Source organism: Ruegeria sp. CDSC079 (assembly GCF_059610505.1).
The window spans coordinates 138,808-157,529 of the sequence record NZ_JBXWNT010000009.1 but is presented as its reverse complement, the minus strand read 5'-3'; the positions used below and the strand labels follow the sequence as shown (position 1 = coordinate 157,529).

Annotated in this window: 21 protein-coding genes; 9 read left to right on the top strand and 12 right to left on the bottom strand. The window is 58.1% G+C overall.

Annotation, left to right across the window (positions count from 1 at the left end):
• The first annotated feature begins 188 nt into the window (after positions 1-188).
• Positions 189-1,196 carry a porin gene (locus AC2FIC_RS17040; RefSeq protein WP_496678480.1) on the top strand — a complete coding sequence of 336 codons (1,008 nt, stop codon included), beginning with the start codon at positions 189-191 and terminating at the stop codon, positions 1,194-1,196.
• Between the two features lie 60 nt (positions 1,197-1,256).
• Here AC2FIC_RS17040 and AC2FIC_RS17035 read toward each other — a convergent pair whose 3' ends face one another.
• Genes AC2FIC_RS17035 through AC2FIC_RS17015 form a run of 5 tightly spaced genes read right to left on the bottom strand, consistent with a single transcriptional unit; the run spans position 1,257 to position 5,463 of the window.
• Complete coding sequence (locus tag AC2FIC_RS17035; protein WP_496692818.1) at positions 1,257-1,799, bottom strand: DUF3833 domain-containing protein; 543 nt, start codon at positions 1,797-1,799, stop codon at positions 1,257-1,259.
• Positions 1,796-2,413 (bottom strand): DUF3833 domain-containing protein, encoded by a 618-nt coding sequence (locus tag AC2FIC_RS17030; protein WP_496692817.1) that lies wholly within the window; start codon positions 2,411-2,413, stop codon positions 1,796-1,798. Before AC2FIC_RS17030 ends, AC2FIC_RS17035 begins: the two co-directional genes overlap by 4 nt.
• Complete coding sequence (locus AC2FIC_RS17025; RefSeq protein WP_496692816.1) at positions 2,410-3,633, bottom strand: MFS transporter; 1,224 nt, start codon at positions 3,631-3,633, stop codon at positions 2,410-2,412. Before AC2FIC_RS17025 ends, AC2FIC_RS17030 begins: the two co-directional genes overlap by 4 nt.
• On the bottom strand, positions 3,633-4,178 hold the full coding sequence (locus tag AC2FIC_RS17020; RefSeq protein ID WP_496692815.1) for a hypothetical protein: 546 nt from the start codon (positions 4,176-4,178) through the stop codon (positions 3,633-3,635). The genes AC2FIC_RS17025 and AC2FIC_RS17020 overlap by 1 nt, the downstream gene beginning before the upstream one ends.
• Entirely contained in the window at positions 4,129-5,463 is a 1,335-nt protein-coding gene (locus tag AC2FIC_RS17015) for an NAD(P)/FAD-dependent oxidoreductase (protein ID WP_496692814.1), read from the bottom strand. Before AC2FIC_RS17015 ends, AC2FIC_RS17020 begins: the two co-directional genes overlap by 50 nt.
• Before the next feature lie 178 nt (positions 5,464-5,641).
• Here AC2FIC_RS17015 and AC2FIC_RS17010 point away from each other — a divergent pair, with 178 nt between their 5' ends.
• Positions 5,642-6,367: an SDR family NAD(P)-dependent oxidoreductase gene (locus AC2FIC_RS17010; protein ID WP_496692813.1), complete on the top strand. Its 726-nt coding sequence runs from the start codon at positions 5,642-5,644 to the stop codon at positions 6,365-6,367.
• 34 nt (positions 6,368-6,401) lie between these two features.
• Here the strand turns inward: AC2FIC_RS17010 and AC2FIC_RS17005 are convergent, their stop codons facing one another.
• Positions 6,402-6,689, bottom strand: a complete 288-nt coding sequence (locus AC2FIC_RS17005; RefSeq protein WP_496678465.1) for an I78 family peptidase inhibitor — start codon at positions 6,687-6,689, stop codon at positions 6,402-6,404.
• 130 nt (positions 6,690-6,819) lie between these two features.
• Here AC2FIC_RS17005 and AC2FIC_RS17000 point away from each other — a divergent pair, with 130 nt between their 5' ends.
• On the top strand, positions 6,820-7,932 hold the full coding sequence (locus AC2FIC_RS17000; protein ID WP_496692812.1) for an S-(hydroxymethyl)glutathione dehydrogenase/class III alcohol dehydrogenase: 1,113 nt from the start codon (positions 6,820-6,822) through the stop codon (positions 7,930-7,932).
• Positions 7,933-8,027: 95 nt separating this feature from the next.
• A complete protein-coding gene (locus AC2FIC_RS16995) occupies positions 8,028-8,753 on the top strand; it encodes an NYN domain-containing protein (RefSeq protein ID WP_496692811.1) in 726 nt (241 codons plus the stop codon).
• A gap of 9 nt (positions 8,754-8,762) precedes the next feature.
• Here the strand turns inward: AC2FIC_RS16995 and AC2FIC_RS16990 are convergent, their stop codons facing one another.
• Both AC2FIC_RS16990 and AC2FIC_RS16985 read right to left on the bottom strand, forming a co-directional pair.
• On the bottom strand, positions 8,763-9,701 hold the full coding sequence (locus tag AC2FIC_RS16990; RefSeq protein WP_496692810.1) for a DMT family transporter: 939 nt from the start codon (positions 9,699-9,701) through the stop codon (positions 8,763-8,765).
• Positions 9,702-9,813: 112 nt separating this feature from the next.
• On the bottom strand, positions 9,814-10,245 hold the full coding sequence (locus AC2FIC_RS16985; RefSeq protein WP_142638539.1) for a group III truncated hemoglobin: 432 nt from the start codon (positions 10,243-10,245) through the stop codon (positions 9,814-9,816).
• Positions 10,246-10,410: 165 nt separating this feature from the next.
• Here AC2FIC_RS16985 and AC2FIC_RS16980 point away from each other — a divergent pair, with 165 nt between their 5' ends.
• A complete protein-coding gene (locus AC2FIC_RS16980) occupies positions 10,411-10,878 on the top strand; it encodes a DUF1203 domain-containing protein (RefSeq protein WP_496692809.1) in 468 nt (155 codons plus the stop codon).
• Here the strand turns inward: AC2FIC_RS16980 and AC2FIC_RS16975 are convergent.
• Positions 10,875-11,867, bottom strand: a complete 993-nt coding sequence (locus AC2FIC_RS16975; RefSeq protein ID WP_142638697.1) for an ABC transporter ATP-binding protein — start codon at positions 11,865-11,867, stop codon at positions 10,875-10,877. The genes AC2FIC_RS16980 and AC2FIC_RS16975 overlap by 4 nt on opposite strands.
• Before the next feature lie 87 nt (positions 11,868-11,954).
• On the opposite strand from AC2FIC_RS16975, the gene AC2FIC_RS16970 reads away from it, so the two are divergent.
• The 3 genes from AC2FIC_RS16970 to polA all read left to right on the top strand — a co-directional run bounded on the left by AC2FIC_RS16970 (position 11,955) and on the right by polA (position 15,882).
• Positions 11,955-12,134, top strand: coding sequence for a zinc-finger domain-containing protein (locus tag AC2FIC_RS16970; protein ID WP_142638543.1), 180 nt, complete (start codon positions 11,955-11,957; stop codon positions 12,132-12,134).
• 411 nt (positions 12,135-12,545) lie between these two features.
• Positions 12,546-13,013 (top strand): hypothetical protein, encoded by a 468-nt coding sequence (locus AC2FIC_RS16965; protein WP_281973333.1) that lies wholly within the window; start codon positions 12,546-12,548, stop codon positions 13,011-13,013.
• Between the two features lie 70 nt (positions 13,014-13,083).
• Positions 13,084-15,882 (top strand): DNA polymerase I, encoded by a 2,799-nt coding sequence (polA, locus tag AC2FIC_RS16960; RefSeq protein ID WP_496692808.1) that lies wholly within the window; start codon positions 13,084-13,086, stop codon positions 15,880-15,882.
• A gap of 42 nt (positions 15,883-15,924) precedes the next feature.
• Here polA and AC2FIC_RS16955 read toward each other — a convergent pair whose 3' ends face one another.
• Together AC2FIC_RS16955 and AC2FIC_RS16950 are read right to left on the bottom strand one after the other, a co-directional pair.
• On the bottom strand, positions 15,925-16,155 hold the full coding sequence (locus AC2FIC_RS16955) for a DUF2798 domain-containing protein (RefSeq protein WP_496692807.1): 231 nt from the start codon (positions 16,153-16,155) through the stop codon (positions 15,925-15,927).
• A gap of 71 nt (positions 16,156-16,226) precedes the next feature.
• Complete coding sequence (locus tag AC2FIC_RS16950; RefSeq protein WP_496692806.1) at positions 16,227-16,982, bottom strand: hydroxypyruvate isomerase family protein; 756 nt, start codon at positions 16,980-16,982, stop codon at positions 16,227-16,229.
• Positions 16,983-17,160: 178 nt separating this feature from the next.
• Between AC2FIC_RS16950 and AC2FIC_RS16945 the strand changes: the two genes are divergently transcribed.
• Positions 17,161-18,105, top strand: a complete 945-nt coding sequence (locus AC2FIC_RS16945; protein ID WP_496692805.1) for a DMT family transporter — start codon at positions 17,161-17,163, stop codon at positions 18,103-18,105.
• On the opposite strand, the gene AC2FIC_RS16940 is transcribed toward AC2FIC_RS16945, so the two are convergent.
• Positions 18,088-18,663, bottom strand: a complete 576-nt coding sequence (locus tag AC2FIC_RS16940; RefSeq protein ID WP_281973328.1) for a DUF1285 domain-containing protein — start codon at positions 18,661-18,663, stop codon at positions 18,088-18,090. The two genes, AC2FIC_RS16945 and AC2FIC_RS16940, sit on opposite strands and share 18 nt — an antisense overlap.
• Positions 18,664-18,722: the final 59 nt, after the last annotated feature.

The window sequence follows — 18,722 nt, the reverse complement described above, 5'->3', positions numbered from 1 at the left end:
GAACAAAGTGCTCGAAAAGCTTGAATATCTGCGCCCTGCGGCCTTTTTGCCCGGTGCAAAGTGGCAACACCGTTGCAGGCAGAGGGCGTGGAAAATCCCGTCTCGCTATTGTGCCCATGTTGAAATTATTCGACGAATTTAGCCGCCGCTTCGGTGGCACTACTCCTCTCAAAACTTATGGATTAACCATGAAAAACGTACTCATCGCATCGACCGCGCTGATTGCAACCGCCAGTGTTGCTGCCGCGGAAGTCAAATTCAGCGGCTATGGCCGCTTTGGTCTGGGCTATGAAGAAGACCGTTCAGCAACCACCACCACAACGACCGCGTCTGGTGCGGTCAATTCAAACAACGCCTCGACCGACGATACCATTTTGGTGTCGCGTTTTCGTCTGAACATCGACGCCAGTGCCGAAACAGATGGCGGCGTTGAATTCCAGGGCCGTGTTCGTCTGCAGGCGGATGACGATTCAAGCACCGGCGAGCAGAACGAAGCTGGCCTGAATGGCGCCCGTTTCTCGGTTATCTATGGCGGCCTGCGTGTTGACGCCGGTAACGTTTCGGGTTCGTTCGACAACCTGGATGACTACTTCGGTACCGAGCCGGGCCTGGAAGAATTCCTGGGTCAGTATTCGGGCGTGAACTATTCCTTCCTGGAATACAGCTCAACCGGCACGGGCGCGAATGCTGTGTTCTTCCGCTACACCGTTGGCGATCTGGCATTCTCGGCATCCTATGACCAGGACACGAAATTCCTGGGCGCAGGCATCACTGACGACCGTGATCGCTGGGACGTAAGCGCATCTTACACCTTCAACAACTTCACAGCCTCGCTGGCATATGGTGAAACTGATGAAGGCGCAGGCGTTGACAAGGAAAGCCTGACTGTTCTGACCCTTGGTGCAGAACTGGGCGATTTCTACGGCACCCTGTTCGTGGCTGACGATGACGTCAACAACGACGCCGAAGATGGCACCGCTTATGGTTTCTCGGTCGCCTATGATCTGGGTGCGGCAACCACGCTGCAGCTGGTTTACGGTGACGGTTCGGCTGACGACGACACCCGCAATATCGGTGTTGGCGCCATCTATGACCTGGGCGGCGGTGTATCGCTGCGTGGTGCAGTTGGCGAGATCAAAGATGGCGACGACGACGGCAAGATCCGTGCCGACTTTGGTGCTCAGTTCAACTTCTAAGCTGATCTGAACCAGATTGATCTAAGGGCGGGCCTTCGGGTTCGCCCTTTTTCTGTCTGACTATTTCTTTTCAAAGAACAAAATGACCTCACCCAGCCGGATGCCATAGCGCGAGACATAGGCCCGGTTCAGCAGCCGGTCATCGCTCAGCATCCACATCCAGTCATCGAAATCGACCCGCATGGTCCCATCCTTGACGGGCAGGTCGATCTTGTAGGTCCAGTTGAACGTATCGCCACGCTCGATCCCGCTGGCGGTGCCCAGCACGCCAGGGGCTGTGCCGGTCCAGCTATCCTTGCCGGTTTTGGTCAGGGTCCAGACGCGCTGCTCGGTTGCGCCGTCGTCATAGACGAAATCCTCGATCAGGGTCAGCGTCTCGCCATCCCATGTACCATTGATATCAACAGTGAACCGGCGTGGCACATTGCCCAGAACATCCTGAAATTGACCATAGGCCACAGTCTGACCCTCAAAGAACTCTTCCAGGTTCAACTGCCGATCGGACAAAAAGGTCTTGGGGGTTCGGGGTTTCGCGGAGCAGGCAGCCAGAACGGTCAGCCCCAGAACAACAAGGCCAGCGATGAAAACACGACGTGGTTTCATTGCAGCACCCGTGTTTCAGCGGCGGTGTCATGGCCATTCGCCCGGTCCAGATAGGCCGATTTGGTGGAGGGCGCCGGGCGCATGGTGGCGATCAGCTCGGCGACTTTGATGCCGAACTTTCGCATCTCGGATCGGTTCATGATCACGCCACTTTCCGTCAGGTACATCCAGTCGGTTACGTCCAGCGTGTGTCCCCCTGCGTCCTCGGGCAGGATGATCTTGTAGGTCAGCTTTACGGTCGAGCCCGAGACCGTGCCGCGCCCTTCGCCCACGATGTCATCTGCTGTCGCGATGAATGTGTTTCCTGTGCCCAGAGTCAGATACCATTTGCGGGCCATCTTCTTGCCGTTGGAATAGGTGAAATTCTCGGTCAGGGTGCCTGTGTTGCCGTCCCATTCCCCGACCATACGGGCGACAAAGCTGTTCGACATCTTACCGTCGGGGCCATAGATCAGCCCTTCGGACAGGATTTCCCCGTTCAGGTTTTCCTTCATCTCAAAGGCGGGACCGGTGCCGCTGTAATCCTCAGGCGATTGGGCCCGAAAGCTAAGATAGCGCCCCTTTGCAATGGACAGGGCGAAGATGATGAGCAGGGCTATAGCAAGTAGTTTCATTTGGCTGAGACCTCAGTTGGCAGCGTCAGGACCATTCCAAACGCGCCGAGTTTCAGGATGCACGGCAAAATGGCATAGGCGAGGTTGAGCGTTCGCAGCGCCTCGGCTGAATTTGCCTGTCCCGGAGTGAATCCGCTGCGTTCCAGCAATGGAAGGGTGAAAAAGGCCGCCAGGGCCAGCCCCAGCTTGCCCGCGAATGACCAGATGCCGAATGCGGCGGATGCGTTCAGACCTGCGCGTGTCAGAGCGACCGAGAACATGGCCGGCAGCACCACCATATCCGCCCCAAGTGCGGCGCCCGATGCAATGCAGATCAGGGCGAACCCGGCTAGGCTGCCGGTTGACAGCGTCGCGGCGCTGACAAAGGCCGCAATCGACAGCGGCATGGCGATCATTAGGGTCTGTTTCGGGCCAATCCGATTGCTGAGCCGCGCCCAAAGGGGCACGCTTGCCCCCGCGCTGAGGAAGAACAAGATCAACAGCGGTCCTGCCATGCCTGGCAGTTGCAGCCGGTCTTCGACAAAAAACAGAAACAGGGTAGAGGTGATGGCGACCGGCAAGCTGTTGATCAGCGCAAGAACCAGCAGGCGCAACGCACCGGCATCGCCGAGCCCGGAAAAGGTCAGGGCTTGTCCGGTTATCGGCGCGCGTCGCCAGATCGGGGCCGTCAGGACAAAGGTCAGAATGGCGATGAGGCCCAAAAACAGCCCGAACGCAGGATAGCCCTGCGCCTGCGCGCCAAAGGCGACAAACAGCGCGGGGGCACTTGCGGCAAGTATCACGCCGGTTAGCTGCCCGCCCTCGCGATAGGCGGCGAGTGTCATCAGCTCGGACGGGGTGGGCGTTTTGGCCAACGTGGCGCTGCGGCCATAGAGCAGGATGGTTCCCAGGCTGTAGGCTGAAAACAGCAGGATAAGGATGGCCACCAAACTGGCAACGGACGCGCCCTCAGACAGAGTGAACAGCAGCGGGAAGCCAACGGCCAGCCCAAGTGCGGCGAGGGCAGCAAACAAAAGCTGGCCACCAGGCCACCGGTCAATCGCCCAGCCAATCAGGGGATCCTGCACAAGGTCAACCAGACGGATCAGCAACAGGACGGCGCCGATCACCCCAAGGCCAATGCCCAGATTGACCGCCGCAAAACGCGGCAGGTGAATGTAAAGCGGGATGCCTGCAGCGGCGAGCATCAACGCATAGAGACTGACCCGGGGATACAGCATCACTGACCCTTCAACTGCCGGGTAAAGTTGGCCGATCTGGTGTTGCTGCCAAGAAAGATCGACATGAATGCGCGCGTGATGCCCGGGCTCGACAAGGTGCAGGTTCTGCTGCCATTGCGCCAGAACCCGATCCTGTCCGGCCCCTCCGGGATTGCCAGATAGCTGTCGCCTTTGCTGACGGCCTGAAAACAGGCCTGCAACTGATCGGCGGTTGGAGTCGGGTTGCCCTGTCGCACCATTTCGTCAAGCGTCGACTTGATCAGAGCCTTCTGCGCGATGGATTTGCGGTATGTCAGTTTCAGCCCGAACTTTTGATTCCAGTTAAACGGTGCGCCGCCGGGCGTATAAAGCCTGGCGTCGTAAACCGGCAAACCCAGGAACCGGAACGTAGAGCTGCCCAGAACCTTTGGATCGCCCAACCGTTCAGCCAAAGGTGACGCCGCTAAACCGCTGGGCAGCACCATCGCCAGCGCCAGAATGGCCTGGCGCAACAGCTCAAAGATCGGCCGCAACAGGGATGGCCGCGATCTGTTCAGGGGTGCCATTGTCTGCTCCGATGGTTTGCGAGCCGCCAGTGATCCGCTCGACGACATGCATGGCGCTGGCAATCCCGTCTTCGTGAAACCCGTGCCGGTTATAGGCGCCCGCAAACCAGGTGCGGTTCTGTCCCTGCATCTCGCGGATTTGCCCCTGTGCCCAAAGTGCGGCCTTGTCAAAAACCGGATGGGCGAATTCGACCTTATCATAGATCTTGTCGGCGGCGATCTCGGATGAGGCGTTCAGCGTCACAAACAGCGGGTCACTGTCGGGAATATTCTGCAGCCTGTTCATCCAATAGGTCACCCCGACATTCCCGGCCTGCGAGCGATAGGTCCAGCTGGACCAGCAGGCCCGGCGTTTGGGCATCTGCGACGGATCGCAATGCAGGATGGCCGTGTTGGGCTGATACTGGATCGCGCCAAGCGCGGCTGCTTCGGCTGGGGTGGCATCCTGGCCCAGAATGGCAAGGGATTGATCCGAGTGGGTGGCCAGAATGATCTCATCATACTGATCCGACTGGCCTTGGCTGTGAACGGTCACGCCTATCTCATTGCGCTGAACCCTCTGAACGGGGCTGGCCAGACGTATTTCGGCCCCGCGGGCACGCAGGGTGGCGTCAATCCGGCGGACATATTCAATGCTGCCGCCCTTGACCGTGTACCATTGGTGCTGATTGGCGCGGCCATTGGCCAGCAGAGCGTGATTGCGAAAGAACTGCACCAGCGACCGCGCCGGGAATTGATCCACAAATTCAACCGGGGTCGACCAGATCGCCCCGCACATGGGCATCAGGTAATTGTGCCGAAACCAGTGCCCCAACCGCAGCTGATCAACCAGCTCTCCGATGGTTGTGTCATCGTCCTTGGCTGCGTCCGGGGCCTCTCTGCCAAAACGCAGGATGTCGGCGATCATCTTGTAATAGGCCGGCCGCGCAAGATTGCGTTTCTGCGCCGTAAGAGTGCGCAGGTTGTTCAGCCCGTATTCGATGCGCCCGTTGTCGATGGTCGCACCAAAGCTCATCTCGGATTTTTCGACAGGCACGTTCAGCGTATCGAACAACCGTGTCAGGTAAGGGTAGGTGGCATAGTTGAAGACGATAAAACCGGTATCGACGGGTTGATCGCCATTTTTGCCCGCCATGACCGTGCGGGCATGCCCGCCAAGCCTGGGTTCAGCCTCAAAGAGTGTCACGTCATTGTTTTCGGAAAGATAATAAGCCGCTGAAAGGCCTGAAATGCCTGCGCCAACTATGGCGATTTTTTTCCTGCCCCTTTGGGTTTCGTCGAACATGATAGCCTCGTTACGTGACGTTTTGATAATGAATACGCAGTAGGAGCAGGATTGGATCATTCAAGACAGGGGTTTTTCAGGTGCGGCTGCAATTTAGCGGCCTCACCGCGAGCAACCGAAGGTGATCCAAACTGGCCGTGTAACCGTATTGAAATAACACAATTCAGAAATGGTCGGCATGAACAGCTTTGACGGGAAAACTTATTGGATAGTTGGCGCAAGCGAAGGTTTGGGTCGTGCATTGGCGCAAGCTCTAAGCAATCGCGGCGCCCGGGTGATCCTGTCGGCGCGAAACGCGAAACGCCTGGATGAAATCTGCAGCATTCTGCCAAATTCAAAAGCCATTCGTTGCGATGTCGCCGATTTAGACTCTGTTCGACGTGCCGCTTCCGCTGCCGGAAAGGTGGATGGCCTTATCTATAATGCCGGAGCTTATGACCCGATACGCAGCACTGAGTGGAACACCGAGGCCGCTCTTCGGATGTCCGATGTGAATTTTCAGGGCGCTTTGCGGGTTCTGGGCGAAATACTTCCTGGGTTTGTTAAGGCCGGGCAGGGGGAGATCACGCTGATCGGGTCGCTGTCCGGCTATCATGGCCTGCCATCTGCAGTCGGGTATGGTGCCAGCAAGGCGGCTTTGATTTCACTGGCAGAAACCATGCGGCATGATCTGGCGGGTTCGGGCGTCACGGTTCGGATCGTAAATCCCGGCTTTATCAAGACTCGCCTGACCGAAAAGAACAGTTTCAGGATGCCGATGCTGATGACGCCTCAGGGCGCGGCCCAGCATGTGGTTCGGGCAATGTCCCGCCACAGATTCCGCACAGACTTCCCAGCGCCGTTTTCATGGCTGATCCGCCTTGTGGGCTATTTGCCGGATTGGGTGATATATCGCGGAAGATAGGCCCTAACATTGGGGTTTTGAGCTTCTGCCAGGCTTAACCGCAGGTCAGATTCTGTATGATCCCCGAGCCGTCCACAAAGACGTTCAACCGGTCGATGCGATAATCCTGTGTGGCGATGTCATCGGGGCCTAAAACGCGCGACCGTTCGGGTAATTGCGACTGAATGGTCGATACAGGCTTGCCAATCGCATCGGCAAATGGCTCTCCTCTGCAAAAAGCCAAATCGACCGGGGCGGGTTCAAGTGGCAGTGGCGCGTCCTCAGGAGCGGGCGACTCCGTACATGCGACCAGCAAAATCAAAACAGGGGTCAAACGGCGCATTGGCGCTCCTCTTTCTGGCAATGTCGTTTCTGTAATATCAAATATTTAGCATTGCTGCCATCAAAGCGCAGTTGAAAAAACCCTGCATTTAACGCAGGGTCAGGCCAAATTTGACTGGGAGAAGTACATCATGCGCACCCGTGCCGCTGTCGCCGTTCAGGCCGGCAAACCTTTGGAAGTGATGGATGTGAACCTCGAAGGCCCCAAGGCGGGCGAGGTTCTGGTCGAGATCAAGGCGACCGGCATTTGCCACACCGACGAATTCACCCTGTCGGGTGCAGACCCCGAAGGCCTGTTCCCCGCCATTCTGGGCCATGAAGGCGCAGGTGTGGTGGTCGAGGTCGGCCCGGGCGTGACCAGCCTGAAGCCGGGCGATCATGTGATCCCGCTTTACACCCCCGAGTGTCGCGAATGTGAATACTGCCTGCATCCCAAAACCAACCTGTGTCAGGCGATCCGTTCGACGCAGGGCCAAGGGTTGATGCCCGATGGCACCTCTCGGTTCTCGACGCTGGATGGTGATCCGATCCTGCATTACATGGGCTGCTCGACCTTTGCCAACCACACGGTCCTGCCGGAAATCGCGCTTGCCAAAGTGCGCCCGGACGCGCCTTTCGACAAGATCTGCTATATCGGTTGCGGCGTGACCACCGGCATCGGCGCGGTGATCAACACCGCCAAGGTCGAGATCGGCAGCCGCGCCATTGTCTTTGGTCTGGGTGGCATCGGCCTGAACGTGATCCAGGGCCTGCGACTGGCAGGGGCCGACCAGATCGTCGGCGTCGACTTGAACCCCTCCAAGGTGGAAATGGCCACCCGGTTCGGTATGACCGATTTCGTGAACCCGTCCGAGATCGAAGGCGATCTGGTGCCTTATCTGGTCAATCTGACCAAGGGCGGCGCAGATTACACCTTTGACGCAACGGGCAATGTCGGCGTGATGCGCACGGCGCTGGAATCGGCGCATAAGGGCTGGGGCGAGTCGATCATAATCGGCGTGGCACCTGCAGGGGCCGAGATCTCGACCCGCCCGTTCCAGTTGGTCACCGGTCGGTCCTGGCGCGGTACGGCCTTTGGCGGCGCCCGTGGCCGCACGGATGTGCCCAAGATCGTCGATTGGTACATGGAAGGTAAGATCGAGATCGACCCGATGATCACCCACACCATGGGCCTGGACGACATCAACCATGGGTTCGACCTGATGCATAAGGGCGAAAGCATCCGCTCGGTTGTGGTATACTGAGAAAACCGAAATAGTTTCCGAGGGCGGGCTTTTGCTCGCCCTTTTTGGGTCTTACATTCCTCACTATGAATTAAATTTAAGGTTGAGGATTTCAGGTGACGACAGGAAAGACAGACCGTCTGGCGGTTCTGATCGATGCGGACAATGTCTCTGCAAAACATGCAGCAGAGATTTTCGAAGAAATTGCCACGCTCGGTGAGGCTGGTTTAAGGCGGATATACGGGGATTTCTCGAACGGATCACCGCAGGGATGGGAGGCCAAATCTCTGGCCGAATACGCCATCGTTCCGCATCAGCAATTCGCCAACACATCCGGCAAGAACTCCAGCGACATTGCCTTGGTCATTGATGCCATGGATATTCTACATTCGGGTCGGTTCAGCGGCTTTGTGTTGGTCTCGTCAGACAGCGACTTCACGCGCCTTGCCAGTCGGATACGCGAGCAGGGGTTGGATGTGTTCGGAATAGGAGAACGCAAAGCCCCCAAGGCCTTTGTGGCAGCGTGCAATCGGTTCATCTATATTGATAATATTGAGAAGCCAGCGGCACATAACCCACAGGCCAAAAAGTCCGAAAGCCCAAAGCCAAAGCAAGAGCTGAACCATGCCTATCAGCTTATTCGCAATGTCGTTCAGAATACCAATGAGCCGGACGGCTGGACCAGCCTTGGGATTGTCGGAAGTCAGCTGGGTAAGATGTATCCGGATTTTGATTCCCGCTCTTATGGCCACAAAAGGCTGAGCGATCTGGTGCGTGCCATAGACCGGTTTGAAAAGAGCGGCGAAAATGGTGGTCTCAGGATCAGATGCAAAGAGCCGTAAAGGCAGGGGTCATTCTCCTGGTCGCGTCGCCCCTGTATCCGAACGCGGTGAGCGAACCCGCAGAACCGGGGTGTTGGCTGAGGTGGTGTTCGACCGGCTCTCGCGCCAGACGACGAAGACACCAGATGCGATGATGATGCTGGCGCCGACGGCAACCCAGCCGTCTGGCTTTTCGCCGAAAAACGCCATGCCAAAGATCGTGGCCCAGATGATCTGGCTGTATTGGCTGGGGGCGATGACCCCCGCTGGCGCGGCACGATAAGCCAGAATAATCAGGTGTTGGGCAATGACAGAAAATACTCCGACCAGTGCCATCATGGCCAGATGCAACAAGGACGGAGGCTGATAAACGGCCGGTTGCGCGATGCTCATGACCACTATGGCCAGCAGCATCGGATAAAGGATCAGAACGGCCGAGCGTTCCTCATTGCCGATCTTACGGACCAAAACTGACGCGAAAGCGCTGCAGAACGCGGCCGACAGCGCCGCCAGATGGCCTAGCGTGATGTCCGTGGTACCCGGGCGCAGAACGATCAACACGCCGATCAGGCCCACGCCAACCGCGGCCCAACGCTGGGCGCGGACCACCTCACCCAATATGGGGATCGACAGGACCGTGACGATCAGCGGGAAAGAGAACAGGAGTGAATATACCTCGGCCAAAGGCAGGACCGAAAAGGAATAAAATGCGCAGGACATGCCTGTGACCATCAACCCCGACCGCAGCAGGACCAGCCAGGGATGGTGCGGAAGGAAGTTGCCGGTAGAGCGGTCTGTCAGGATTGTCACGGCCATCGGTACAAAGGAAAACAGCGTGGCGAAAAAGATGATTTGCATCACCGAATAGGTTCCGCCCAGCACCTTGATCAGCGCATCGTGGCTGGCAAAGACAGCAAATCCCAGAAACGCATAGCCAAGGCCCCTGAGGGTGGTGTTTTGAGTGCTCATGGGTCTGACCTTGGGCAGCGGAATGGTGGGTTCATCCGTTGCATAAACCCATTTTTCAGAGTCTGATAGCCCTTATTTTACCGCTAACATGGCAACCGGCCATGATCTGAGATCATCGCAGGATCGGTGGCGCGTCCTTTGGCTGGCGCGCGGATTGTACACCCACTTTCATCCCTACGCCGATGCGCCGGGCCAGCGCCACCCAGGGCAGCGCGGTTTCTGCGGGCAGGGTGCTATGGGCCACCTCCTCGAACAGGTCCAGCCAATGATCGAACAATTCGGGCCTGATATCGGGCCTTTCGATGTGAATACGCTGCGGATTTCCGTCATAACAACGCTCATGCAGAATGGCGTTGCGCCAGAACGCGGCGATCTTGTTCTCGTGCGGGGGCCAGTCGCTGACATGGTTTGCAAAGACCGGCGCCAGTGCCTCGTCCTGCCGGACGCGGGCGTAGAATGCGCTCACCTGCGACATGATCTGTTCAGCGGTGGCGGGAAACCTCGGAGGAATTCCTGGGCGGGCAGGAGAGGTAGGTTTGGACATGGGCGTTCCGAAACTGAATTGCGTCCCGTTCAGATCGGATTGTAGCCCGTGCTGTCAAGCCACGGCGCGTATATGTCGCGCTGTCTCAAAGAAGCGTTTGCGCAGGAAACGGGTCGGTTCCCCTCGCCGGGTCAGGCATCTTTTGTACAAAGAAGGAGACCTAACATGCACAAAATATCTGCCCTCCCCACCGCGCAGGTTCAGGCCTATCGCCAAGGCGCGCCTGATGGTTATGGCAACCCGCCCGAAAGGGCGATATCGAACGGGGAAGGAAACCCCTGCCGTCATTGCCTGACCTATATTCCCAAGGGAGAGGAAATGCTGGTGCTGGCCCACCGGCCCTTTCCAGCGACACAACCTTTTGCTGAAACCGGGCCGATTTACCTTTGTGTAGAGCCTTGTCAGCGCTATGAGGATCTCACCAACCTGCCCGAGGCGCTGACCGCCTCACCCACTTATCTGATTAAAGGGTACGGATCGGACGACAGGATTGTTTACGGCACCGGGATCATTACGCCGCAGTCGGAATTGCAAAACGCTGCCGGGGATATCTTTGCCCGCGCTGATGTCGCCTATATCCACATCAGATCCGCGTCGAATAACTGCTATCACGCGCGGATCGACCGCGCCTAAAGCTTAACCCGGTGCAATCCCCGGCGCGGCTGATCAAGATCAGCTGCCGGGACATCGCCCGCCCGGGTCGAGGTCAGGGCCAGGAACACATCCTCAAGATCTGCTTCTTCGGTGCGAACGTCCCGGATACGCATGCCCACGGCCCTGACGGATTCCAGAACCTGTTCGGCACTGGTCTGGGCACTGCGATAGCGCAGCACCAGGCTGCCATCGTCGCGCAGTGTGGCCTCGACTCCCTCGGTCGCAGGCAGTTCAGTGACGGGGCCATCCGGAATAATTACCATCGTCCGACCATCCATGCGGCCCAGCAGGTCTGCCGTGCTGTCCTGTGCGATCTTTTCGCCATGATTGATGATGGCGATCTGGTCGCACATCTCCTGTGCTTCTTCCAGGTAATGCGTCGTCAGGATGATGGTCATGCCCTGCTGGTTCAGCTTGCGCACGTTGGCCCAGAGCATTTGGCGCAGCTCGATATCCACGCCCGCTGTGGGTTCGTCCAGAACCAGCACTTTGGGGTTATGCACCAAAGCCTTGGCCAACAGCAACCGGCGCCGCATCCCGCCGGACAGGGTGCGGGCATAGGCCTCGGCCTTGTCGCTGAGGCCAACCAGTTCGAGGATTTCATCACTGCGCCGCTGCGCCTTTGGTACACCATATAGGCCAGCTTGAACCTCCAAAGCACCGCGCGGGGTAAAGAAAGGGTCCAGGTTCAGCTCTTGCGGCATAACGCCGATGGCAGCGCGAGATTGGCGCGGGTTGCGGTCTTGGTCATGACCCCAGATCGACACATGGCCTGCAGATTTCACCACCAACCCGGCCAGAATGTTGATCAGGGTCGATTTCCCAGCCCCGTTCGGCCCCAGCAATCCAAAGACTGAACCGCGCGGGATTGTCAGGTCGATGCCCTTCAGCGCCTGCTTTTCAGGCTGGCCCTTGCTGCCGCGATAGGTCTTGCGCAGCCCTTCGATCCTGATTGCCGCATTGTCCATGTGGCTCTTGCCCCCGGTTTGCTCATCGCTCATAAACGCACCTAATGCATGCCCGCGAGGCCGACAACCAGTGAAGGATCGCCAGCCGTGACAATCGAAGCGCCGGAAACCAAGATCGTCGAAACCTCTCGTGTCGCCTGTGATGGCGGCGAAGGTGCATTGGGCCACCCACGTGTTTGGTTACAGATCCCCGAAGACACCGGCTGGGTCGAGTGCCCCTATTGCGACTGCAAATTTGTCTTAAAAGGGCACGAGGCCAGCGCCTGAATGTGCAAAGCCGCGGGCAGGTTTTACCTCTGCCTAATCATTGGAGCTGTTGGCTATTTTCTGGCCGCCGCTATCGGAATGCTTCTAACCGGATCGGGAAATCGGGCGCAGGGCGATGATACGATCGAAATCGCCTGGTCAGCGGGCCGATCTACAGGCCTCCTGGCTGCCGGGTTTTTCCAACCACAATCAGTTTTAAGGCCAGAGGGCGTTTCAACGCGCTGCGAACCTGCCATGTCTGGGCCGGTGAGGTGCTGTGGGCTGCGAATGAAGACTTCGGCACTTGGGTTCCATTGCCTTACTCGATCACTTTGTCCCGCTTGATAAACCAATCAGGCAAGGTCTAACCTGCCCAACTAATGTCGTGTTCTGACGATAGCTTTGCGCCGGCTCAATGGAGGAAGTGTGTTGATGGACGCCAGTATCCAAAATACCAACCAACCGGTCTTCGGATGGATTGGTTTTAGTGTTTCCGCGATGGCCCTGTTGGGCGCCCTGTTCCTGTTCTGGGCCGGGCCATTCGCACCGCAACAATCGACTGGCGTGTCTTTGGGAGAGCTTGCAGCCGAGCTTGGAAAATCCACCCTGCGCTCGGCCGCCGGGCTGGACCAACCCGAGCCGGTGGCCCGGGTCCGTGATCTGGACGACTTTCTGCAGATCGGCGTAGCCCTTTTGGGAGGATTGGCCGTCATCCTGTCGGCCATAGGCATTCTGCGCCACGAAAAACTGCGCCCGGCCATTGCGGGTATCGCAATCGGCATCGGCGCAATCCTGTTTCAGTTCTTTGCTTTTGCGTTTTTCGCTTTCCTCGGTGTGCTGGTCATCATGGCGCTGCTCAACAGCTTTTCGGATGTATTTGGCGGCCTGTTCGGCGGATAGTTCACCTTCTGTACTGGTCACCCGTGCGCCCCTGTGGCAGAACCATCCCTGACCGACAGGGAGCGCGCGCATGAGCAATTTCGGAAAAGGGTGTCACCTTCATCTTATTGACGGATCGGCCTTTATCTTCAGGGCCTATCACGCGCTGCCGCCGCTGACGCGGAAGTCCGATGGGTTGCCGATTGGGGCCGTGTCTGGGTTCTGTAACATGCTGCAGAAATATGTCGAGGGGAACACTGGGCCAGACGCGCCGACCCATGTGGCGGTGATCTTTGACAAGGGCTCTCATACGTTCCGCAACGATATGTATGACCTTTACAAGGCCAATCGCGAGGCCATGCCCGAGGATCTGCGCCCTCAGATGCCGCTGACCCGCGAGGCGACCCGCGCCTTCAATATCGCCTGCAAAGAGCTTGAGGGCTATGAGGCCGACGACATCATTGCCACCCTTGCCATACAGGCGCGTGAGGCCGGTGGTCGCGTCACGATCGTCAGTTCCGACAAGGACCTGATGCAGCTGGTCGGCGATGGGGTCGAAATGCTGGATGCGATGAAGAACAAGCGCATCGACCGCGATGGTGTGTTCGAGAAATTCGGCGTCGGGCCGGAACGTGTGGTGGACGTGCAGGCGCTGGCCGGGGACAGCGTGGACAATGTGCCGGGGGCCCCGGGCATTGGGATCAAGACGGCGGCGCTTTTGATCAATGAATTTGGTGATCTGGAAACCCTGCTGGACCGCGCCGAAGAGATCAAACAACCCAAACGCCGCCAAACCCTGATCGACAAACGCGACCAGATTGAGCTGTCGAAAAGACTGGTGCAGTTGGATGAGAACACGCCGCTGGATTTCACCTTAGACGATCTTGAGGTGCAAGACCCTGAACCGGACACTCTGCTGGGCTTTCTGGCTGAGATGGAGTTCCGCACCCTCACCAAGCGCATAGCGGACAAGCTGGGGGCCGAGGCACCGGTGATTGCAGACGCGCCTGCGCCCGTTGCAGATGTGGCCGATGCTGAAGACATTCCATTCGACGCGTCGAAGTATGAATGCGTCCGCGACGCGGGGGCTTTGCAGAAATGGATAGACCAGGCCTACGAGCGTGGGTGGGTTGCAGTGGACACCGAGACCACCGGGCTGAACGAGATGATCGCAGATCTGGTTGGCATTTCGCTCTGCATCGAGGCGGGCGAGGCCTGCTATATCCCATTGATCCATCGTCAAAGCGCCACCGACGATCTGTTCGGCTCGGACGCGCTGGCCGAGGGGCAAATGCCGATTGAACAGGCTCTAACACTGATAAAACCGATGTTAGAGGACCCGTCGATCCTCAAGATCGGGCAAAACATGAAATACGATGCCAAGATTTTTGCCCGCTATGGCGTGGATGTGGCGCCGATTGATGACACGATGTTGATGTCCTATGCGATGCATGGCGGCGAGCATGGGCATGGCATGGACACCCTGTCCGAGCGTTATCTGAACCACACGCCGATTCCGATCAAACCGCTGCTGGGATCCGGCAAATCCGCGATCACCTTCGACAAGGTTCCGATTGACGAGGCCACGGCATATGCCGCCGAGGACGCCGATATCACCCAGCGGCTGTGGAAACTGTTCAAACCTCAGCTGCATCAGGTTCAGGTAACGACCGTCTATGAAACGCTGGAGCGCCCTCTGGTGCCGGTTCTGGCCGAAATGGAGATGCATGGCATCAAGGTTGACCGCGATGTCCTCAGCCGCATGTCCAACGCGTTTGCCCAGAAAATGGCCGGGTTAGAGGCTGAAATCCACGAATTGGCTGGTGAAAGCTTCAATGTCGGCTCCCCCGCTCAGCTGGGCGAGATTCTGTTCGACAAGATGAGTCTGGAAGGCGGCAAAAAGGGCAAAACGGGTAAGTACTCGACCGGTGCCGATATCCTTGAAGATCTGGCAACCGAGCATGAATTGCCGCGTCGGGTGCTGGATTGGCGGCAGCTATCAAAACTGAAATCGACCTATACGGACGCGCTGCAGACCCATATCAACCCCGATACGGGCCGGGTGCATACAGCCTATTCGATCACCGGGGCGAACACGGGTCGTTTGGCCTCGACCGATCCGAACCTGCAGAACATCCCCGTGCGCACCGAGGAAGGTCGTCGCATCCGCGAGGCGTTCATTGCCGAACCGGGAAATGTGTTGGTCAGCCTGGATTATAGCCAGATCGAGCTGCGGATTCTGGCGCATATTGCCGATATTCCGGCCTTGAAGCAGGCGTTTACCGATGGGCTGGACATTCACGCCATGACTGCGTCGGAAATGTTCGACGTGCCGCTGGATGAGATGACGCCGGATATTCGCCGTCAGGCCAAGGCGATCAACTTCGGTGTGATCTATGGCATCTCGGGTTTTGGTCTGGCGCGCAACCTGCGCATTCCACGGGCCGAGGCGCAGGGCTTCATCGACCGCTATTTCGAACGCTTCCCCGGCATTCGGACCTATATGGACGACACCGTCGCCTTTGCCAAAGAGAATGGCTATGTGCAGACCCTATTCGGGCGCAAAATCCATACGCCCGAAATCAATGCCAAGGGGCCGCATGCGGGATTTTCGCGTCGGGCGGCGATCAACGCTCCGATTCAAGGCACCGCGGCCGACGTGATCCGACGCGCCATGGTGCGGATGCCGGATGCGATCCATGGGTTGCCCGCGAAAATGTTGCTGCAAGTGCATGACGAATTGCTGTTCGAAGTATCCGAGGACGCCGTTGACCCGCTGATCGACGCGGCGCGCGACGTGATGGAGGGGGCCTCGGACCCAGCGGTGAAACTGGATGTGAAACTCAGCGTTGATGCGGGACAGGGCGCGAATTGGGCCGAGGCGCACTAGCGCCGCCGTTCATCAAGCCCTGCGGGCCCTCTTCGCGGCGGGTCAGCCCGGTGGTCTGACCATGCGGTTGACCATCCGTTGCACGCTGGGGCCCAGCAGTAGGATAACTGTGAACGCGATGGGCCAGGAGAAAACCCATGAGCCCATCCAGTCGCCCAGCGTCGCGGGACCGAAGCCGACGGCCTTGGCCGTGGCGATACCGGTGACGATGCAGGACATCATGCCTGACATGATCAGGCTGAACAGGGCGCGGGCATAGCGGGCAGGGATCATCCGGACATCCTTGGTCTGTGGTTGCCCTGATCTGCGCCATTTTACCGGGTAATACCAGTGTCAGTGGACAATCAAAGGTGCATCCAGCCGAGCGTCTCGGCGGTACGTTGGATCGAGGGTTGATATTCGGCACTGACCCAGCCGGTGTAGCCGCTGTCATCAATCGCTCGGAACAACTCCGCAAAATTTATCTTACCTCGACCGGGCTCTGAGCGATCCGGTGCCGCTCCGATCTGAGCATGCACGATGCGGGTTTGGAACTGCTGCCAGACCTGCAACGCGTTGCCATGGATCATCTGGGCGTGAAAACTGTCATATTGCAGGCCAACATTGGGCCGGTTCACGCTATCCAAAACCTCGGCGGCCAGATCGTAAGAGTTCAGGAAATATTCAGGCTGTGACACCGGGTTGAGCGGTTCGATCGTGAACGGCTGTTGGGGAGCGTGGTCTGCTGCCCATTGCAGGTTTTGAACAAAGCAATCCATCGCATCCGCGCCCGTGGAATATCCCGACATGATGTGGATTTTCTCGGGCCGTAACACCCCGGCATAGCGCAGGACGCGGCGGATGTCGGACTGAAACCGCGCCTCACCGCCGGGAATGGCGGCATATCCGGGGGTGCCACCGGTATAGTTGGGCGGTGGGGCGTTGATCAGCACCAACTCGAGCCCATTGGCCAACAGGGCGCGGCGGGTTTCCTTGGCGGCCAGATCATAGGGAAACAGAATCTCAACCGCTTTGAACCCGGCCTGCGCGGCGGCCTGAAACCGGTCGAGATAGGGCAATTCGGCAAAGAGCAGTGAGATATTTGCAGCGAATTTGGGCATGGATGGCCTTTGCGTGTCTGTTCGCCGGACCATATCGGTCGGGAGATTTCAGCGAAAGGGACTGAAAACGACAGATTGTCGAAAATCGGCCAGATCACCCGGTTTAATTCAGTGACGTTCGGGACAATGCGGCGAATCATTTCTGGCGCCGCTTTGACCAGAGGTATGACCCATGGCAATGAGCCCTGACCCCGTGCGCGGGACCGCTATTTCTATGTCTGCCGACCGCAACTCCGCGTTGTCTGGCAACGGGTTGGCGGTTGCCTCGATGCTTGCATGGGCCGCAGGCTTTCCGGCGGCGGAGGTCTTGTTGCAAAGCTGGTCGCCAGTGGGCTTGCTGGCGGCACGTCTGGGTCTGGCGGTTTTGGTGCTGCTGCCGATCTGGCTGATGCTGGACGGTCCCAGTCGTATTCTAAGGGCCAGATGGGGTTGGGCCATGATCGTCGGAGCTTTTGGCTTTGGCTGCCCGATGTTCCTGCTGATCCTGGCGCAAAAGCTGACCGATCCGGTAACCGTCGTCATCATCGCCTCTTGCGCGCCACTAATCGCAACCCTGCTGGAGCTTAAGGCGGGCACACGTCGGCTGAGCTGGAATTTTGGCCTGGGCGTTCTGGTTTCAATTATCGGCGGGCTGATCGCCACCAGCGCCGTCGCCCCGGCGCAGCTGGGCCTTGGGGCCTTATGCGCGGTCGTGTCGGTCGTCTTTTTCAGCTGGGGCAGCATGACCACAGCGCGCGATTTCCCCGAACTCAGCCAGACCGGGCGCGCGACGATCACGTTGATCGGGGGCTTTGCCATGGCCGTGATCTTGTGCTTTGCCGCTGGGTTGCTGGGCATGGAGGTGATGCCTGAGGTTGCCATCGACGCGCAGCAGATCGGGATGCTGGGGATTTACGCGCTGATTTCGCTGGGGCTGAGCCAGATCCTGTTCGTTGCTTCGGTTGGAAAGCTGGGCGTGGCGCTGGCCTCGTTCCATATGAACATCGCGCCATTTTACGTGATGCTGATCATGATTGTGCTGGGGGATGAGTGGAATTCAACCCGCGCGCTGGGCGCGGGCATCGTGGCGGTCGCCGTTGTTCTGGCGCAGGATCGCAGGCCGCGCTCAGCCCAGATCGGCTGAGCGGATCAGCGGAAAGAACTGACCGCCTGACCATACCCCGAACCAGTCTTCATGGTCGGTGCCGATCTCGACCAGCCGGTAAAAGCTTTTGCGGTCAATGCGCGCCTCTAGATTTGCGCGGATCAGGATATAGGGCGAGGGTTCCTGGGTCTTCGGATCAAACTCAACACGGATCGGGTGATCCGGTCCGGCCTTGGCCGTGTCACCCACATGGGTGCTGAAAGTCAAAATCTGCGCCGCGCCTGAGCCTGTGGCATCAAAGTCGACAGCGACGAACGGGACATCCTCAACCGTGATTCCCACCTTTTCGACCGGGGTCACCAGGTAATATTTGCCTTCTTCTTTCTTAAGAATTGAGGAAAAAAGCTTCACAAGCTCGAACCTGTTGATGGGCGAGCCTAAATAACTCCAAGAACCATCTTTTGCGATCTTGATGTCCAGATCGCCACAAAACGGGGGATTCCACAGGTGAACAGGGGGTAAATCCCGTGTTTTCGCGGCTTTGACTGATGCCGCAATGCCATCAGGAGAAGGTGTCACAGGGATTTGTCCGCTCATTACTTTTGCCATTTCCTTTTCGCGCGATACACTTCAACCATACTCGTCCACGGAAGGGA

Excerpts from the sequence above, each read along its gene's own strand:
- AC2FIC_RS17040 (WP_496678480.1), top strand. The coding sequence starts at position 189 with ATGAAAAACGTACTCATCGCATCGACCGCGCTGATTGCAACCGCCAGT.
- AC2FIC_RS17035 (WP_496692818.1), bottom strand. The coding sequence starts at position 1,799 with ATGAAACCACGTCGTGTTTTCATCGCTGGCCTTGTTGTTCTGGGGCTG.
- AC2FIC_RS17030 (WP_496692817.1), bottom strand. The coding sequence starts at position 2,413 with ATGAAACTACTTGCTATAGCCCTGCTCATCATCTTCGCCCTGTCCATT.
- AC2FIC_RS17025 (WP_496692816.1), bottom strand. The coding sequence starts at position 3,633 with ATGCTGTATCCCCGGGTCAGTCTCTATGCGTTGATGCTCGCCGCTGCA.
- AC2FIC_RS17020 (WP_496692815.1), bottom strand. The coding sequence starts at position 4,178 with ATGGCACCCCTGAACAGATCGCGGCCATCCCTGTTGCGGCCGATCTTT.
- AC2FIC_RS17015 (WP_496692814.1), bottom strand. The coding sequence starts at position 5,463 with ATGTTCGACGAAACCCAAAGGGGCAGGAAAAAAATCGCCATAGTTGGC.
- AC2FIC_RS17010 (WP_496692813.1), top strand. The coding sequence starts at position 5,642 with ATGAACAGCTTTGACGGGAAAACTTATTGGATAGTTGGCGCAAGCGAA.
- AC2FIC_RS17005 (WP_496678465.1), bottom strand. The coding sequence starts at position 6,689 with ATGCGCCGTTTGACCCCTGTTTTGATTTTGCTGGTCGCATGTACGGAG.
- AC2FIC_RS17000 (WP_496692812.1), top strand. The coding sequence starts at position 6,820 with ATGCGCACCCGTGCCGCTGTCGCCGTTCAGGCCGGCAAACCTTTGGAA.
- AC2FIC_RS16990 (WP_496692810.1), bottom strand. The coding sequence starts at position 9,701 with ATGAGCACTCAAAACACCACCCTCAGGGGCCTTGGCTATGCGTTTCTG.
- AC2FIC_RS16985 (WP_142638539.1), bottom strand. The coding sequence starts at position 10,245 with ATGTCCAAACCTACCTCTCCTGCCCGCCCAGGAATTCCTCCGAGGTTT.
- AC2FIC_RS16980 (WP_496692809.1), top strand. The coding sequence starts at position 10,411 with ATGCACAAAATATCTGCCCTCCCCACCGCGCAGGTTCAGGCCTATCGC.
- AC2FIC_RS16975 (WP_142638697.1), bottom strand. The coding sequence starts at position 11,867 with ATGGACAATGCGGCAATCAGGATCGAAGGGCTGCGCAAGACCTATCGC.
- AC2FIC_RS16965 (WP_281973333.1), top strand. The coding sequence starts at position 12,546 with ATGGACGCCAGTATCCAAAATACCAACCAACCGGTCTTCGGATGGATT.
- polA (WP_496692808.1), top strand. The coding sequence starts at position 13,084 with ATGAGCAATTTCGGAAAAGGGTGTCACCTTCATCTTATTGACGGATCG.
- AC2FIC_RS16955 (WP_496692807.1), bottom strand. The coding sequence starts at position 16,155 with ATGATCCCTGCCCGCTATGCCCGCGCCCTGTTCAGCCTGATCATGTCA.
- AC2FIC_RS16950 (WP_496692806.1), bottom strand. The coding sequence starts at position 16,982 with ATGCCCAAATTCGCTGCAAATATCTCACTGCTCTTTGCCGAATTGCCC.
- AC2FIC_RS16945 (WP_496692805.1), top strand. The coding sequence starts at position 17,161 with ATGAGCCCTGACCCCGTGCGCGGGACCGCTATTTCTATGTCTGCCGAC.
- AC2FIC_RS16940 (WP_281973328.1), bottom strand. The coding sequence starts at position 18,663 with ATGAGCGGACAAATCCCTGTGACACCTTCTCCTGATGGCATTGCGGCA.